Consider the following 16,009-nt stretch of genomic DNA (forward strand, 5'->3'; position numbering starts at 1 on the left):
AACCGCCCTAAGCCAACAGCAGCTCACCAGGCCCTATTGCAGGAGGAGTCCATACACGCATTGTTAGGCATTTCTCTAGGCATCCTTTGAGTCGAGCATGTTTTTAAGGAACTCAATCTGCTCAGGATCTGTGAGTGCGCCCATCCTGGGTACAGCTACGCGCTTTAGAAACGTGAAGACATCATCATCAGTGGCGATCCAGCCAAATTGATTGTTAGCAACAGCGGCGGCGAGAATTCGCTGGACCTCTTTCAGAGAGAAGTAGCCAAACTGTTCGAGCTTTGCAATCAAATTGTGCGTTACAGCAAACGCACCTGACTCTGCCAGGCTTTCAATCAGTGCATCTTTGTCTTTGTCATACGAGAATGCGACGCCGTCAAAGTGTTCTTTAAGAAATGACGACAATGTTCTGTAGACGAAGAGTTTCGCGTGCTTCTTATCACTCCATTCCTTATTTAAGAATGGATGAGGTCTGTTTTCATCAAGTGTGGAGTAGAAGTCCCCGTCCTCACTTATCACATGAAGATCTTCGCCATCCGGCACGGCGTCAAATAGGGCAATCCAATTGACCGAGTCTCCCATGGATCCATTTTTTCCAGGGGGGTTACCCAAGGCCATTCGCATTTGGGCCTTTGCGAATAGCTCTGGTGTGGTTGGAATTGGAGTGCTCTTTGCGAAAATGTCTTTGATCAGCGCGTCTGTCAAAAGACCATTGTCGACTACATCTGAATCGACCTTCTGCGAGATTGTTTTTGCCAAATCCTGAAGCTCCGCACTCTTATTCTTAATCTGTTCGTATTCCTCGTATTGCTTCATGAAAGCGGGAAGCTGTGCGGCGAACTTCACATCTTTGAATTTCTTAAGCGCATCCTTGATCTTATTCTCCCGATTACGGGAAAACTCGTCGCAGACCTGCTCGGTGAGATGCACAGTCGCTGCGCCATGTTCATGTGACGCGAAAACGTTACTCAACGCATCAATTTCCTCCTTCGTGAAGTGGAAGAAGTTGAGAAGAATGTTGGTGTCGATGAAGACGTGCATAGATGCCTAACGCCTAAGTTAAGCCGAATTGCGTAGTGGAGCCAAACACATGGCAAGCTTCACCTGCCATGTGTTTGGTGGAACGAAGCGGTTTCGGCTTGAACGCACTGTTAGATGCCAATCTACCTGGGGTGCAGATGCGATACATGGCCTACGGCCTCCTTGATGAAAGCTGGGGCGTCGCTGCGGGCATGAAAGCAGCAGCTGCGCTGACCCATAACAAAGGAGACGGAGCGCCAGCCTGCGGGCTCGAGGCCAGATGTGTCCGGGTATGGAACCTCTATGACGTCAAAGACTTGCATGAGGTTGACGTAGAAGAGCAGGTCGAGGCTTGAACGGACTGCGGCAGGATATTTGTTGTTCAATGCCAGCGCTGATTCCTCGCAGCGACGGTATATCTCGCTAAGCGATTCATCTTTTGGCGTGAACATATGAAACAAGTCTTGCGGGTCGGTGAGCGTTCTTGCCCGCTCTAACTCCGCTTTGTACTCATCGTGCCGGCGGCGATCAGGATCAAGAATTTCTTTGATCTCGAATCGTGCGTCGCGGAAAACTACGTCTGGCGGGTCATCGTCAGGGCTAATGATCTCGCCATCGCTATATGGAATGCGAAGATTTTCAATGAACGACGCGGCGACGTAGCGTTCCTTTGCTTGGTTGTTTCCGGGTGCAAAGTAGGCAACGGAGGCTTCTAGATCCTTGATGCGTTGCTCTAGGAATTCTTGGTCTTCCATGAGGCCTCCAGTGGCATCTAACACCTGAGTTAAGCCGCGCCGCGAAGCGGCGTCGGCTTGAATGAATTGTTAGACCTCACGCTTTACGCAGCCACTCATCAAACTGTGCACGTTGCATGTCAAACAAGCAGGTCTTGAACAAATCTTGGTCTTCTAAGTACAGCGAATGGCGGATTTGAGTGTAAGGATTAAGCGAGTGTGGGCTTTCTGCTTTGTATTTCTTGACCTTCGCCAAATGCCTGTTGAGTGAATCTGAGAGGAACTCGATTGTAAGAGACGGCTTTATCTTGAGTAGTTCCTGCACAAATCCATCTGCCGCAAACGAAATGAAGTTGTAGCCTGGGAAGTAGTGCTCCGCAACAGATATGAAGGAGAAGACATCTAAATCTGTTGCGGCTTGCTTTGCTCCGCTAGCCGCTGGGGCAGGGGCGGGACCTTCAACAGCGATCTTTTTTGTTTCGGATTGAGCTTTTTGAAATAGCTCTTTCGTCTTGTCACGAATACTTAGAAATTCGTGGTCGGCCAGCTCGAATAGGGCCGCGAGTGTGTTAATTCTGCGCTTGAGGTCGGCCGGGATAGATCTCTTGTATTTGATCTTGTGGTCAAGAGCACTCCATGCGTCTTGAATGGTAGTTCTAACTTGAACTTCGAACCTCAGAGATTCGTACTGTGCGTACTCTGGGAATTCTCGTCTCGCTTCATTGATTTTTAGGTCTAAGTGGAAGCCCTTGTAGCCGAAGGCGTTCTCAGTGCTTTCAATTGCCTTAATTTTGTTTGTTTCTTCAAGAACTTCGAAATTTGTGCGCAACATTGAAACGATTAGATCAACTTCATTCTCGTACAGGCAAACAACGCGAAGGCCGATCAAATCTGTGATGTGGTCTTTTATTTCGTACGCGTTTTGCGACTCTTCAAGGGCTGTCTGATACTTGCGCGAGAATTTGCGAATACACTCTTCGCGATCCTTCAGTCTCGAAGTGACGGTTGGTTTCTCAAGGCCTGACACGCGGGCAAGTAAAGAAACTACAAGTGACCTGAAGAAATCCTCGGCACCGTGTAGCAGCTCGCTGTTGTCGTTGTGATACTCGCGGAAGGCTGATTTTTCAGCTTCGAAGTCGAGCGATGCCATTTGGCTCTCCAAGTCGCCGTTACTTTGTGGTGAGGTCTAACGTTCAAGTTAAGCCGAATTGCAGCGCGTAGCCGGACACATGGCAAGCTTTTTCTGCCATGTGGCTGGCGTAGCGATGCAATTTCGGCTTGAACGCAATGTTAGGTGCTCCGCCTAGATAATTGGTGTGACACCGGAGTCCTTGAACCACACGTCTTCAGTGGAGCTGATATCGCCGCCGGTTTCATTGTAGTTGATGGTTAATTCTTCATCTGCGTCGATATCTCTAGCGGCTACAAACTGCATAACAAACGCATCAGCGACAGCAACATACCTCAGGCTGGCCGGATTGGCGTGGTTGTACATGCTGCCCCAGCCTAATGCCAAGCAAGACGCTGCTTCTTGCTTCGTCAGATAGCCCCAATCAAAAACCACACGTTGCACCTCAGGTGGCATTTGCTTCCAGCGCGAGGACAGCACAACAACCGGGCAGACTTCCACGATCTCACCCGAAGAAATTTTGCGAGACGCAAATACTCCGCGTCCCTTGGCCGTGCCTGTGTCCGCGATGTATGCAATTGGAGCGGCGATTCTCACCATGGCGCCTAACGCTCAAGTTAAGCCGAATTGCAGCGCGTAGCTGGCAACATGGCAAGCTCTTTCTGCCATGTTGACGGCGTAGCGATGCAATTTCGGCTTGAACGCAATGTTAGGCGCGCCGCTCATTGGCCCGACTCCAATGCTTTCCAGATCCTGTCGTACGCGCCAATTGATTCGTCGCATTGGTCTGACAGCTGCTGAACGGTCAGGCCCAGTCGTGCGGCCTCGACGTTCCAGAACCGGGCGACAAATTCCTCCCCGCCTGCCATTTGGGTGGACGTTTGGAATTGAATCATCGAGTTGAGGATCCCGCATGCGCCAGTCATCTTTGCGACGACTAAAAGTCCTTGGCCGGAGGGCTCGTTCTGCGCTGATGCTGGAACAGAGAGGCCAAGAACCAGCACCGTAGCCGTCACGATAGCTTTGATAGTGTGCATTGCTCCCCCTAGCGCCTAACGTCTGAATTAAGCCGACCCGCCATGGGTCGGGTCCGAAGTCGATGATAGTCCTGAACTGTCCGAGTTAAGGGTGTACCGGGGCGGGTTCGGCTTGAATGATCTGTTAGGTGCGCGGCGGCCTGCCCACAAGGCGTGTACAGCACACGCGACTGGCCCGACAAACACCCAAACAGCCAGAGTAAAGGCCAGCCATCCCTCTGGATTGACACCGTCCGCCAGTAGCCCATATAGCAGCATGGCCCCAAGCGGTGCTGCGAGTGCTATGCCGCAAGCCAGCAGCACCGCCACACGGCCATAGCTCTGAGGCGAGAGTGGGAAACGCATTAGTGCGGCAGCGGCTAGCCCAATGGTGCCAAGAAGGGCGGCAACGACGAATGGTCCGAGCGCGAAGGCGAATGCAGTGCCCAAGCAGGCTGGCGCAACGCCGGCTATCAGATATAGAAAGCGGCGGCCGAATTGGCTCATGCGCACCTAACGCTCAAGTTAAGCCGAATTGCAGCGCGTAGCTGGCAACATGGCAAGCTCTCTCTGCCATGTTGACGGCGTAGCGATGCAATTTCGGCTTGAACGCAATGTTAGGCATCACTTGCCATTCTATCGATCGCATCTAGCTGCACCTTGCATTCATCGTGTAGAGCGGGCTCGACTAGCATTAGGCGCTTGAGGTAGGTTCTGGCGCTGTCGTGCAACCCCGCTGTGGCCAGCGCCTTGGCTCCGTAATAGAGAGCCGATATGTCGTGTGGATGTTCCTGAAGCCGCAAGCGTGCCTTCTCAATTACCTTTTGAGTTTTGCCTTTTTGCCAAAGGTCTCCCAGCTTGTCGTCAGGCTGACCACAATTGAGGATGCGGCAAAGGATGTTGCTTGCGATAAAGAACACCAGGAGGCCAAGGATGATCCAAAGGAGCATCTTTATTTGTGCGATATCAGCTTCCATTGAACTCCCCTGTGAGGCCTAACTACTAATAGATTCAAAAACGGAGTGTAGACAGGCGACATAGCCCATCTGCAACTAGCACCAGGATTTGGAAAACTTCCAAAAAATCATTGCTTTATTCCCGATGGCGCAGCCTAGTTCTGCAACCTAATCCTGCCATGTTTCGACCGTCGCGCCGGGGCTTGCCATCAGAATACGGTCACCAACGCCACCGCCAGCCCCCCGTAGATCACGATGACCGTCCAAAACTCCCCCGGAGCGTCGTCGCGCGAAATCGTGCGGCCCCATGCCCCGGATTTCGCGAACACTTCGCCCTTCGACACCGCATAAACGGTGTAAAGCCCCACCAGAATTCCCAGCAGCTTGAACACGGCGCTCATGCCCCGATCGGTCGCAACTGCTCATCCAACGAGCGCGTCTTTTTGGTGATGACGTTGCCCGTGTGCAACGTGGACTTGCGTTCGATCAGCATGACTAGGCATTCCTCGTCGGCCACGGGGTTGTGGCGGACGCCCTTGGGTACGACGTACATGTCCCCCTCGCGGAGTTCGACATTGGCGGATTCCATCTCGATACGCAGGCGGCCCTTGAGCACGAGGAACATTTCGTCCTCGTGCTCATGGCTGTGCCAGGCGAGCGTGCCATGGATCTTCGCGACCTTGATGTAGGCGTCATCGAGCTCACCGATGACGCGGGGTGACCAGAGCTCGGTCAGCCCGCCGGCGACTCGCGCGGGGGATACGGCAGACGTCATGGATTCCCTCCCTTGTCCCGATCCTAACGCCATCCGGGGCCGTCAGCGCCAGAACACCTGGTCCAGGCCGACGATGGCGCTGACCACGATCGACGCGGTGATGTAGCAGAACAGTTGGTCGCGCCATCCCAGCCGGAGTTGGCGGCTGGCGGCGACGACGAGCACCAGCAGGCCCGCGACCACGATTGCCGGGATCGTCCAGGTCCCCAGGCCGAGCAACTGGCTGACCCTGGCCTCGTCGTTGGGATTGAAGGCGCTCACGCCGGCGGCGAGCAGGCGCATGAAGAACGCCATGTACAGCAAGGCGAACCCGAAACGGGAGCCACCCTGCCGCACGAGCCGGAAGCCGATCAGGCCCTGGATGATGGTCACCACCGGTCCCATCGCGGAAACCAGGGCCTGGTCCAAGGCGTCCATGGGACTGCGCGACCACACGTGGTTGGGCGTGGCGACCATGTCGTGCCCCAGCGCGATGCCGGTCGCCCAGTGGGCGAACTCGTGGACGAGGAAGGTGCCCGCACCGACTGCGAACAGCACCAGGTAGAAGCGGGCGGGCAGGATCGTGCGCATGGAGTCCCCTCGGCGGTCCGGCGATGGTAATCGCCTTCCCTGTCAGGGATGAAACGCGGGCCATGCCCCGCGCCGGTCAGCGCTCCTTGCGCCAGTTCACCGAGGCCCGGTTCTCGATGGTGCTCGATTCGATCTCGATGTCGAAGCCCTTGCGCAGCAGGTACTTCAGGGTCAGCACCTGGCCGGTGCCGAGCAGCGAGACGCCATAGCCGACGTAGAGCTTGGGCGAGAGGTACTTGCCGACGCCCAGGACGCTGCCGCCCAGGGCGCGGGACTGGCTGACGCCGGCGTCGTCGAGGCCGATCTTCGCGCCGAGTTGCGATGCGAGCAGGCCGGTGCCGGCGGAAAGTGCGGCGCTGGCAGCATCGAGTTGGCGGCTTTCGTCGCCGGTGACCGTGGACAGGGGACGTCCCAGGGCGAGATAGGCGAGCGCCTCGGACTGGTCGGTGGCCGGGTCGGTCCACACCTCGGCGGTCGGCCGCGAGGCACGGCCACCGACATCGATGCCGGCGGTGACATCGCCCACTTCGCGTTCGGCGCGGATGTCGAGCAGCGGATCGGCGATGGGACTGCCCTGCCACACGAGGCGGCCGCGGGCGATCTGCAACTCCTGCCCGTAGGCTTCGTACTTGCCGCCGACATCGAGCGTGCCGGTGGCGAGCATCTCGCGGCCGGGGCGCGCGACCACGCGCAGGCTGCCGCCGAGGCTGCCTTCCAGGCCGAAACCGTTGAGGCGCACGTCCTCGCCCAGCGCGACGGTGAGGTCCACCTGCACGGGCGTGGCCAGGCCTTCCTCCGGATCGTCGGGGTCGAGCACGACCACGTCGTCGGAGACCGATACGCCGCTGTCCAGGCGTTCCAGGTCGATGCGCGCACTGGGCACCTGCACGCTGCCGCGGATATCCAGCGGCTGGCGCGCGGCGTATCGCACCACCACGTCGGGGGCGACGACCATGCGTAGGTCGCGGGTGTCGGAAGCGAGCACGTTCTCGCCGCGCACGTTCAGCACCAGCGGCGTGTCCTCGCCGTTCCAGCCCAGCGAACCGTCGATGCGCAGCACGCCGTCGCCGGACTTTATGCTGCCGGCGATGTGCGCGGTGCCGTCGGGCAGGGCATCGAGGCGCACGTTACCTTCGCTGGGCGCGATCGCCAGCGCGGGAATCTCCGTAGCAAAGTTGGTCAACTGCGCGTTGCCGCCGAGCGTCGGCTGCGCTCGCGTGCCGCCGAGCGCGATGTGGCCGGCGAGGGTGCCGGTGGGTTCGACGATGTCGGGCGAGAGCAGTTCCATCCAGGTGAGTTCGCTGGTGTCCAGCGCCACCTCGCCCTCCAGCGGTGCATAGGCATCCCAGCCGGCGTCGATGCGGCCCACCAGGCGGCCTTCGCCGTTGAGCCCCGCGTTGACGCTGGCCTGGATGCGCTCCGGATCGAAGTGCGCCACCAGCACGAGGTCGCGGTAACCGACCAGGTCGTTGCGCGAGCGCGCGCTGTTCTTCAGGCCGCCGACCGCCGACACCACGCTCCCTTCGCCGCGCCAGCTGTTGCCGGCGCGGCGCACGTCGAGGTCCAGCGCGATCTCGCCGTGCAGCAGCCACGGCCGGCCGTCGCTGCGTTCAGGCAGGTAGGGCGTGGCCAGCGTGAGCGGCAGGCCGCGGCCCTCCGCGTGCAGGCCCTGCCGCGGCCAGTCGCCGCTGGCGCACAGGGTGCCGCCGTCGGCTGCGGCAAGGCAGGTGTCGTCGAGCCGCCAGCCGTTGCCGGTCTGGGCAAACGTCGTGGGCGATTGCAGGGACCAGGCGCTGCCGCGCCACGGATCCAGTTGCAGCGTGTCGAGCGTGCCCTGCCAGCGGCCGTTGCGACGTGTGGTGCTGCCGGCCAACGCCAGGTCGCCGTACTCGCTGCCGGCGGTGGCCTGCAGTTGCAGGCGCTCGACGGCGCCGGTGGCGTCGACATGGACGCTGCTGACCGGGATGCCGGTGTCGAGCCCGTTCGCCTCCAGCACCAGCGAGCCGCTGCCGGTGCGCCAGGGCAGGCGGCCCTGCGCGTGCAGGGACTCCGCGGCCCAGGCGTCGTAGCGCAGGCTGGTTCCATCGAGGTCGGCGGTGATGTCGGGTGCGTTGCGCGCGCCGGCGATTACGAGCGTGCCGCGCAGGATGCCGCCGGCGTTGGGCAACAGGTCGTCGAGCCGCAGCGGTTCGAAGCGCGCACGCACGTCCAGGCGATCGGCAATCGTGCCGCTGGCTTCGACGCGGCTCTCGCCCAGGCGCAGGCCGACGTCGCCTTCGTAGAGAGGGACCGCGTTGGCATCTGCAGGCAACAGCATGGTGAGCTTGCCGTGGCCGCCGAGTGCGCGCCCCCGCAGGCGTCCGCCAAGACGATCGGCATCGAAGCGCAGAGAGAGGTCGCCGTTGGCGAGGGTTTCGCCGCTGGTCGTGGCATGGCCGGTGACGGCGCCGGGCCAGTCGGGCAGGAAGTAGCCGGGGTCGAACCCGCCCAGCGTGGCTTCGCCGTTCCAGGCCAGGGATGGTGCCCACTGCACTCGGCCGGTGGCATCGAGCGCGCCGTTCGAGGTGGCTGCGTGCAGCTTGCGCACCTCGACGTCGCTACGATTGCCCAGTCCGTCGAAGCGCACGCTGGCCTGCTGCTCGCCGCGCTGGAAGGTGGCGTTGCCGATCGCCGCCCACAGGTCGGGCGTGCCGGCCACGCCGACGTCCGCGTCGAGCACGATTGCCGGCACGTCCGGCGTGCTGCCGAGCCAGCGCAGGTCGCGCGCCTGCAATGCCAGGCGTATGGGCGATTCGTCGCCGGCGGCGTTCGGGGCATCGCGGCGCAGGTCGACGTGGCCGCGGGCGATGACGCGGCCATCGAGCAGGTCCACGACCAGCGGGCGCAGCTCCAGCACCTGGTCTTCGAGGCGCAGGCGCGAAGGCTGCACGACGACGGCGAAGTCGCCGCGCGCGAACTCGCCCTGCATGCGGGCGCGACCGCCGATGCCGCCGGCCTTGAAGTCGAACGACAGCGGTTCGCTTGCCTCGCCGCTGCCCGACAGCAGCGAGGGATCCAGCGCCTCGCTCCTGGCGCGCAGCGACCAGCGTGGCTGCTCGCTGCGGGTGTCGTCGCGGAGCACGAGCAGCGCTTCCAGTGGCGCGGGCGCATTACCGGACACCGCCACCAGCATCCGCGACAGGTCGCCGCGCAGTACCACGCCGACGCGCGGCGCCGTGCGCAGCGGGGGTGAGGGCAGGGCGGCGGAAAGCGTCAGGTCGCTGCGGTAATCGTCGCGCGGGGCGTAGTCGCCGTGCGCGGTGAAGCGGCCACGGTCGCTTTCCACCACCAGGTGCTCCACGTGCAGGCGGCCGTCGGACGCGTCCAGGCCGCCGCGCGCGCTGGCGATCGCGATCATCGGTTGAGCGTCCTGACGGATGGCGAGGTCGTCGATGCGGATGTCGTCGGCCTGCAATTCCAGCGGCGGCGCGATGTCGGGCAGCGACTCGGGCCAGCGCGGCAGCTCGAACGGCGTATCGCTGCGCGGCAGCGACAGCGTCGCGCCCTGCACCACCAGGGCGTCCAGGCGCAGTCGCTTGCCCAGCAGCGGGCGGATCGCGGGATCCAGCACCACGGTCCGCGCGTCGAAGACGATGCGGCCCATCGCGCAGCTTGCGGTGTCGGTGGGCACGCAGGCCGGATCGATCTGCCGCGGCATCGAGAAATGCACGCCGCGCAGGGCCAGCGGACCGGCAGCCGGGCCTTCGGCGCTGGTCCAGGTCAGGGTGGTGCCGGCCGGCAGGCGCGACACGATCTGGTTGAGCAGCACGTCGCGGCCGGCGACCGTCTGCAGCAACCAGGCGAGCAGCACGACCACCAGCAGGAACAGCCCGACGCCGATGAACGCGCTGCGCCGCGCCAGCACGGCCAGGCGCTCCCGCCGCCGCGCCCGCAGTTCGGCGATGCGCGCCTCGCGCTGCTCCGGGGTCAGGTCGTCGCGCCTGGCCATGGTCACAGGTCCGCGCCGATGTTGAGGCCGATGGTGAACGGCGAGCGCGGGCCGTCCAGGCCGCGCGCGATGTCGATGCGCACCGGGCCGACCGGCGAGCGCCAGCGCACGCCGAAGCCGACGCCGGTATGCATGTCCGGATCCTTGCCGTCGAAGGCGCTGCCGGTATCGACGAATACCGCCGCGCCCCAGCTTTCATTGAAGTACTGCTCGTACTCCAGGTTGGCGGTCACCACGTTCTTCGCGCCCAACCCTAGGTCGCCGATGCGTGGCCCAACCTCACGGTAGCCGTACCCGCGGATGCTGCGGTCGCCACCGGCATAGAAACGCAGGCTGGGCGGCAGGTCGAACACGGTGCCGGTGAAGGTATGGCCGAGTTCGCCGCGCACGATCAGGCGGCTGCGCTCGCCCAGGCCCTTGAACCAGCTGGCGCGCGCATGCGCCTGCAGGAAGCCGGCATCGGAGCCGAACAGGCCCTCGTGCGCGCCGCGCAGCAGCACGCTGCCGCCCAGGCCGTTGCGCGGATACAGGCGGTCGTCGGCGTTGACGTACTCGGCGCGCAGCGAGGGGAAGGTGAAGCTGCCGTAGCGGTAGTCGGGGTGCTCGAGGTCGTCGGTGTAGGCCCAGCGCTCGCGCAGCACGTGCAGCGAGGCCACGGCGGTCAGGCGCCGGTCGATCTGGCCGCTGCGGCTGGCGACGAACTCGACGCGGCGGTTGTCCATGTAGTCGGTCTGCTCGTCGGCAAGCTGCATGCTGGCGGTGTACCAGCCGTCGAGCCACGCAAACGCGGGAATGCGGTACTGCACGGTCGCGGTCTTGCGCTTCTGCGCGAAGTCGATCTGCCCCAGCGCCTTGTGCCCGCGCCGGTTCACGTAGCGTCGCTCCAGGCCCAGGCGTACACCGGCGCCGCTGTCGGTGCCGTAACTCAAACCCGCGGTGTAGATGCTGCGCTTGGCCGGGGTCAGCGTGACCCCGATCGGCACGCGCTTGCCGGTGCCGTCGGGCCCGGGCGCTGCCTCGTCGGTGCGCGGCTCGATGTCGATGCGGCTGAAATAGTCCAGCGACACCAGCGATGTGCGCAGCCGGTCGAGCTTGCCCTGGTGGTAGTAGCTGCCTTCGTCCCAGTACACAAGCTTGTCGAACAGGGCCGGATCGATGATCTCGTCGGGCGCCTGCTCGAAGCTGACGCGGCCCATGTCGTAGCGGATGCCGCTGTCCCAGCGCAGGTCGATGTCGGCCGCGTGTTCGGCGCGCGTCACCTCGACCCGGCGCGCGAGGAAGTCGGCATCGAAGTAGCCGCGCTCGGCCAGGCGCCGGCTGATGCGGGTCTTGCTGGCCTCGTACAGGCTGCTGTCGAAGATCGCGCCCGGGCCCGGCAGGAAGGTGAAGATCTCGTCCTGCATGTACGGATCGCGCGCGGCCTCGCCCTCGATGGCGACGTTGCTGTTGCGCACGCGCACTGGCTCGCCGGGAACGATGGTGATGGTGACGACCCCGGCCTCGCGGTCGCGCTCCACCGTGACTTCGGGAGAGTAATAGCCGAACGGCCGCAGGGCCTCGCGGGCCTCGTTCTCGGCCTCGCGCACCAGGTAGGCCATGCGCCGGCCCGAGACGTCCTTGCCGATGGATTCGACCAGCGACAGCGACAACCGCACGTTGTCGGTCATCGCCTCGTCCAGGCCCCTGATCTCGACCCGTTCCACCACCGCGGCCTGCACCGCCGCCGCGGACAGGCACAAAACGGCAGTGGCGAGCAGGCGGGGGACTGGACGCATGGCTGGGAGCATACCCGCGCCGGGTGTGCTGGAGCTGAAGAAGGGACAGGGAATGAAGGGAATGGGGAATGAGGGGAATGGCAGGTTCGAGGCAACCGCCACTCCCCTCATTCCCCATTCCCGCTCTTCATTCCCCGCTCTACGAAGACAGATGCTCGATCGCCGCCACGCTCCCCAGGCGCCCGGCCAGGCGCTGCAGCAGCGCGAGCCGGTTGCCGCGCACGGCGGGGTCGTCGACGTTGACCATCACTTGGTCGAAGAAGGCGTCGACCTGCGGACGCAGGCGTGCGAGGCGGCCGAGCACGGCCACGTAGTCGCCGGCGACGAGCGCGGGATCGGTTTCGGCAACGGCGGCGTCGACGGCTTCGGCCAGCGCGGCCTCGGCCGGCTCGCGCAGCAGCGCCTTGTCGACCGCGCCAGGAATCGTGCCCTCGGCCTTCTTCAGGATGTTGCGGATGCGCTTGTTGGCCGCGGCCAGCGCCTCGGCCTCGGGCAGGGTGGCGAACTCGCCGATGGCGGCGATGCGGCGGTCGAAATCCAGCAGCGACTTCGGCGACATCTCGGCAACGGCGGCGAACTGCTGCGCCGGCACGCCCTTGTCGGCGTAGTAGCCGCGCAGGCGGTCCAGAACAAAATCAAAGATCGCTAAAACGTTCTTTTCGGGATGAAGATCGCTTGACTCGTAGATCTGGCCCTTGACGTCAACGCCGTGCTTTTCCGCATGGTCGGCAGCAAACTGAGCTTTCGCAAGACCAGTTCGAATCATCGCCCTTGAGGAAAGTGCTTCCGCATGACGAATTAATTCGACCAGATCCAGCGACAGGCCGCCCTCGACGATGGTGCGCGCCAGCGCCAGCGCATTGCGCCGCAGGGCGAACGGATCCTTGTTGCCGGTTGGCTTCAGCCCCGCGGCGAAACCGCCGGCGAGCGTGTCGAGGCGTTCGGCGATGGCCAGCACGCGGCCCAGCGGCGACGACGCGATGTCGTCGCGCGAATAACGCGGCTGGTAGGCCTCGTCGATCGCGTTGGCGACGTCGGCCGTTTCGCCCGCGGCCGCGGCGTAGTAGCGCCCGGCGATGCCCTGCAGTTCCGGGAACTCGTTGACCATGCGCGACTGCAGGTCGGCCTTGGACAGTTCCGCGGCGCGGCGCGCCAGCGCGGTATCCACCCCCGCCGCCTGCGCCACCGCCTCAGCCAGGGCCGCGACGCGCGCGACCTTGTCGGCCACGGTGCCCAGCTTCGCCTGGTAGGTGACGGTCTTCAGGCCGTCGTTCATCGACGCCAGGCCCTGCTTGAGGTCCTCGTCGAAGAAGAAGCGCGCATCGGCGAAGCGCGGGCGGATCACGCGCTCGTAGCCCTTGCGTACCTCGGCCACGTCGATGGACTCGATGTTGGCGATGCCAACGAAGTGCTCGGTCAGCCGGCCCTGCGCATCGAGCACCGGGAAGAATTTCTGGTTGGCTTCCATGGTCGCGACCAGCGCTTCCTGCGGCACGGCCAGGAAGTCGGTCTCGAAACCGCACAGCACGGCGGAAGGCCACTCAACCAGGCACTCGACCTGATCGAGGTTGCCGGCATCGATGCGGGCGACGCCGCCGGCGGTTTTCGCCGCGGCCTCGACCTCGCGCACGATGCGTTCGCGGCGCTCGGCCGGGTCGACCAGGACGAATGCATTGCGCAGCGCGTCGACGTAGTCGGCGGGCGAACCGATCCAGACCGGACCTTCGTGCATGAAACGGTGGCCGCGACTCATGCGGTCGGCGGCGAGGCCGAACAGCTCGCCTTCGACGACCTGGTCGCCGTGCAGCAGCACCAGCCAGTGCACCGGGCGGGCGAAACCGGCGTCGCGCGAACCCCAGCGCATGGGCTTGGGGATCGGCATCGCCGCCACCGCTTCGCGCACGATCTCCGGCAGCAGCGCCGCGGTCGCAGCGCCTGGCGTTACCGCGCGGTGCACGAAACGCTCGCCCTTGTTGTCGGTGGTGCGCTCCAGCGCGGTCCATTCCACGCCGGCCTTCGCGGCGAAACCCTGCAGGGCGCGCGTCGGCTGGCCGTCGGCATCCAGCGCGATGTTGAGGTACGGACCCAGCACTTCCGAATGTTGTTCCGGTTGCTCGGCCGCGACACCCGGCAGCAGCACCGCGAGCCGTCGTGGCGTATGCAGCGGCTTCGCATCGCCGCGCTCGAACGCGACGCCGCGCCTGGCCAGGCCGTCGACCACGCCGTCGAACAGCGCTTGCGCCAGGCCGGGAAGGGCGCCGACGGGGAGTTCCTCGGTGCCGATCTCGACCAGCAGCGGTTGCATCGCGGCGCTCATCGGGCGGCCTCCGCGATTGCGCTGCGCAGCCCGGGGAAGGCCAGTTTCTCGCGCTGCGCGTAGTAGCTCTCGGCCACCGCCTGCGACAGCTTGCGCACGCGCAGGATGTAGCGCTGGCGCTCGGTCACCGAGATCGCGCGGCGCGCGTCGAGCAGGTTGAAGCTGTGCGAAGCCTTCATCACCTGCTCGTAGGCCGGCAGCGGCAGGTCGAGCTCGACCAGGCGCAACGCCTCGGCCTCGCAGGCGTCGAAGCGGTGGAACAGTTCGGCCACGTCGGCATGTTCGAAGTTGTATGCGCTCTGCTCGACCTCGTTCTGGTGGTAGACGTCGCGGTAGTACACCGGCGCGCCGTCCGGGCCGTGGGTCCACACCAGGTCGAACACGTTGTCGACGTTCTGCAGGTACATGCACAGGCGCTCGAGGCCGTAGGTGATCTCGCCCATCACCGGCTTGCACTCCAGGCCGCCGGCCTGCTGGAAGTAAGTGAACTGGGTGACTTCCATGCCGTTGAGCCAGACCTCCCAGCCCAGGCCCCAGGCGCCGAGCGTCGGCGATTCCCAGTTGTCCTCGACGAAGCGCAGGTCGTGCACCTTCGGATCCACGCCCAGCGCGACCAGCGAGCCCAGGTACAGCGCCTGGATGTCGTCCGGGTTCGGCTTCATCACCACCTGGTACTGGTAGTAGCGCTGCAGGCGGTTGGGGTTCTCGCCGTAGCGGCCGTCGGTGGGGCGGCGGCAGGGCTGCACGTAGGCGGCGGCCCACGGCTCCGGCCCGATGGCGCGCAGGAAGGTCGCCGGATGGAAGGTGCCCGCGCCCACCTCGAGGTCCAGCGGCTGGATCAGCACGCAGCCGTGCCCCGCCCAATAGGCGTTGAGGCGCTGGATCAGTTCCTGGAAGGTGGGGCCGGTCATTCGGGTCGTCGCGTGTAGGGAGCGGGCTAGTATAAGGGCGTGAAACACCCCTTCCTGATCCTCGAAACCGGCAAGCCGGTCGCCACGATGCGCCGCCACGGCGGTTTTCCGCACTGGATCCGGGTCGCTGCCGGGCTGCAGGGCGACGCTATCGTCGTGGTCCATGTCGAGGGGGACGAGCCGCTGCCGCCGGCCGGCGGCTTCGCCGGCATGATCGCCACCGGCTCCGGCGCCATGGTCACCGACCGCCACCCGTGGAGCGAACGCAGCGGCCAGTACCTGGCCGACGCCGCGCGCGCCGGAACGCCGGTGCTGGGCATCTGCTACGGCCACCAGCAGCTGGCGCATGCCCTCGGCGGCGAAGTCGCCGACAACCCGGCCGGGCGCGAGATGGGAACGGTGGAACTCGAGTTGCTGCCTGCCGCGGCGGGCGATCCGCTGTTCGCCGGCCTGCCGCAGCGGTTCCCCGCCCAGGCCACGCACTTGCAGAGCGTGCTGCGCGCGCCCGATGGCGCCACCGTGCTGGCGCGTTCCGCGCTCGATCCCTGCCATGCCTTCCGCTGGGGCGAGGCGGCCTGGGGCGTGCAGTTTCACCCCGAATTCAGCACCACCCACATGCGTGGCTACCTGCAAGCCCGTCGCGATGCGCTTGAGCGCGAGGGCAAGGATCCGGAGGCGTTGCTGCGCGCCGTACGTGCAGCGCCGCATGCGCGCGAGGTGCTGCGCCGCTTCATCCGGATTGCGCGCGCCCGTTAGGCGCCGCTGTTACCATCGGGCCCTCAGTGCTGGGGAGCACGCCAACAGGGAAGGGGGACGCG

The 16,009-nt window shown here is 64.0% G+C and carries 14 protein-coding genes; 1 reads left to right on the plus strand and 13 read right to left on the minus strand.

Annotated elements, in window-relative coordinates; translation table 11 throughout:
* Positions 1 to 75: 75 nt before the first annotated feature.
* The 13 genes from QAA18_RS07425 to glyQ all read right to left on the minus strand — a co-directional run bounded on the left by QAA18_RS07425 (position 76) and on the right by glyQ (position 15,191).
* Entirely contained in the window at positions 76 to 1,041 is a 966-nt protein-coding gene (locus QAA18_RS07425) for a PIN domain-containing protein (RefSeq protein ID WP_279412261.1), read from the minus strand.
* A 122-nt stretch (positions 1,042 to 1,163) separates the two neighbouring features.
* The gene (locus QAA18_RS07430; protein ID WP_279412262.1) at positions 1,164 to 1,775 is read right to left on the minus strand and encodes a DUF1780 domain-containing protein; all 612 of its coding nucleotides are present in this window, start codon (positions 1,773 to 1,775) and stop codon (positions 1,164 to 1,166) included.
* A 76-nt stretch (positions 1,776 to 1,851) separates the two neighbouring features.
* The gene (locus QAA18_RS07435; protein ID WP_279412264.1) at positions 1,852 to 2,904 is read right to left on the minus strand and encodes a hypothetical protein; all 1,053 of its coding nucleotides are present in this window, start codon (positions 2,902 to 2,904) and stop codon (positions 1,852 to 1,854) included.
* A gap of 153 nt (positions 2,905 to 3,057) precedes the next feature.
* On the minus strand, positions 3,058 to 3,483 hold the full coding sequence (locus QAA18_RS07440; protein WP_279412265.1) for an SET domain-containing protein-lysine N-methyltransferase: 426 nt from the start codon (positions 3,481 to 3,483) through the stop codon (positions 3,058 to 3,060).
* A gap of 122 nt (positions 3,484 to 3,605) precedes the next feature.
* Positions 3,606 to 3,920 carry a hypothetical protein gene (locus QAA18_RS07445; protein WP_279412266.1) on the minus strand — a complete coding sequence of 105 codons (315 nt, stop codon included), beginning with the start codon at positions 3,918 to 3,920 and terminating at the stop codon, positions 3,606 to 3,608.
* A 596-nt stretch (positions 3,921 to 4,516) separates the two neighbouring features.
* Positions 4,517 to 4,876: a hypothetical protein gene (locus tag QAA18_RS07450; protein WP_279412269.1), complete on the minus strand. Its 360-nt coding sequence runs from the start codon at positions 4,874 to 4,876 to the stop codon at positions 4,517 to 4,519.
* A 188-nt stretch (positions 4,877 to 5,064) separates the two neighbouring features.
* On the minus strand, positions 5,065 to 5,256 hold the full coding sequence (locus QAA18_RS07455) for a hypothetical protein (RefSeq protein ID WP_279412271.1): 192 nt from the start codon (positions 5,254 to 5,256) through the stop codon (positions 5,065 to 5,067).
* Positions 5,253 to 5,630: a cupin domain-containing protein gene (locus QAA18_RS07460; RefSeq protein ID WP_279412272.1), complete on the minus strand. Its 378-nt coding sequence runs from the start codon at positions 5,628 to 5,630 to the stop codon at positions 5,253 to 5,255. The genes QAA18_RS07455 and QAA18_RS07460 overlap by 4 nt, the downstream gene beginning before the upstream one ends.
* A gap of 42 nt (positions 5,631 to 5,672) precedes the next feature.
* A complete protein-coding gene (locus QAA18_RS07465) occupies positions 5,673 to 6,200 on the minus strand; it encodes a hypothetical protein (RefSeq protein ID WP_279412273.1) in 528 nt (175 codons plus the stop codon).
* 76 nt (positions 6,201 to 6,276) lie between these two features.
* Positions 6,277 to 10,188 carry a translocation/assembly module TamB domain-containing protein gene (locus tag QAA18_RS07470; protein ID WP_279412275.1) on the minus strand — a complete coding sequence of 1,304 codons (3,912 nt, stop codon included), beginning with the start codon at positions 10,186 to 10,188 and terminating at the stop codon, positions 6,277 to 6,279.
* Between the two features lie 2 nt (positions 10,189 to 10,190).
* Positions 10,191 to 11,963: an autotransporter assembly complex protein TamA gene (locus tag QAA18_RS07475; protein ID WP_279412276.1), complete on the minus strand. Its 1,773-nt coding sequence runs from the start codon at positions 11,961 to 11,963 to the stop codon at positions 10,191 to 10,193.
* 139 nt (positions 11,964 to 12,102) lie between these two features.
* Positions 12,103 to 14,280 (minus strand): glycine--tRNA ligase subunit beta, encoded by a 2,178-nt coding sequence (glyS, locus tag QAA18_RS07480; RefSeq protein WP_279412277.1) that lies wholly within the window; start codon positions 14,278 to 14,280, stop codon positions 12,103 to 12,105.
* Positions 14,277 to 15,191, minus strand: a complete 915-nt coding sequence (gene glyQ / locus QAA18_RS07485; RefSeq protein WP_279412278.1) for a glycine--tRNA ligase subunit alpha — start codon at positions 15,189 to 15,191, stop codon at positions 14,277 to 14,279. The genes glyS and glyQ overlap by 4 nt, the downstream gene beginning before the upstream one ends.
* Positions 15,192 to 15,230: 39 nt before the next feature.
* Here glyQ and QAA18_RS07490 point away from each other — a divergent pair, with 39 nt between their 5' ends.
* Entirely contained in the window at positions 15,231 to 15,947 is a 717-nt protein-coding gene (locus tag QAA18_RS07490) for a glutamine amidotransferase (protein ID WP_279412279.1), read from the plus strand.
* Positions 15,948 to 16,009 lie beyond the last annotated feature (62 nt).

Origin of the sequence: Luteimonas sp. 8-5, from assembly GCF_029763755.1 — a bacterium.
Taxonomy (GTDB): Bacteria; Pseudomonadota; Gammaproteobacteria; order Xanthomonadales; family Xanthomonadaceae; genus Cognatiluteimonas.

What these genes read in the sequence shown, in the direction of transcription:
- QAA18_RS07425 (WP_279412261.1), bottom strand. Translation starts at nt 1,041, where the DNA reads ATGCACGTCTTCATCGACACCAACATTCTTCTCAACTTCTTCCACTTC.
- QAA18_RS07430 (WP_279412262.1), bottom strand. Translation starts at nt 1,775, where the DNA reads ATGGAAGACCAAGAATTCCTAGAGCAACGCATCAAGGATCTAGAAGCC.
- QAA18_RS07435 (WP_279412264.1), bottom strand. Translation starts at nt 2,904, where the DNA reads ATGGCATCGCTCGACTTCGAAGCTGAAAAATCAGCCTTCCGCGAGTAT.
- QAA18_RS07440 (WP_279412265.1), bottom strand. Translation starts at nt 3,483, where the DNA reads ATGGTGAGAATCGCCGCTCCAATTGCATACATCGCGGACACAGGCACG.
- QAA18_RS07445 (WP_279412266.1), bottom strand. Translation starts at nt 3,920, where the DNA reads ATGCACACTATCAAAGCTATCGTGACGGCTACGGTGCTGGTTCTTGGC.
- QAA18_RS07450 (WP_279412269.1), bottom strand. Translation starts at nt 4,876, where the DNA reads ATGGAAGCTGATATCGCACAAATAAAGATGCTCCTTTGGATCATCCTT.
- QAA18_RS07455 (WP_279412271.1), bottom strand. Translation starts at nt 5,256, where the DNA reads ATGAGCGCCGTGTTCAAGCTGCTGGGAATTCTGGTGGGGCTTTACACC.
- QAA18_RS07460 (WP_279412272.1), bottom strand. Translation starts at nt 5,630, where the DNA reads ATGACGTCTGCCGTATCCCCCGCGCGAGTCGCCGGCGGGCTGACCGAG.
- QAA18_RS07465 (WP_279412273.1), bottom strand. Translation starts at nt 6,200, where the DNA reads ATGCGCACGATCCTGCCCGCCCGCTTCTACCTGGTGCTGTTCGCAGTC.
- QAA18_RS07470 (WP_279412275.1), bottom strand. Translation starts at nt 10,188, where the DNA reads ATGGCCAGGCGCGACGACCTGACCCCGGAGCAGCGCGAGGCGCGCATC.
- QAA18_RS07475 (WP_279412276.1), bottom strand. Translation starts at nt 11,963, where the DNA reads ATGCGTCCAGTCCCCCGCCTGCTCGCCACTGCCGTTTTGTGCCTGTCC.
- glyS (WP_279412277.1), bottom strand. Translation starts at nt 14,280, where the DNA reads ATGAGCGCCGCGATGCAACCGCTGCTGGTCGAGATCGGCACCGAGGAA.
- glyQ (WP_279412278.1), bottom strand. Translation starts at nt 15,191, where the DNA reads ATGACCGGCCCCACCTTCCAGGAACTGATCCAGCGCCTCAACGCCTAT.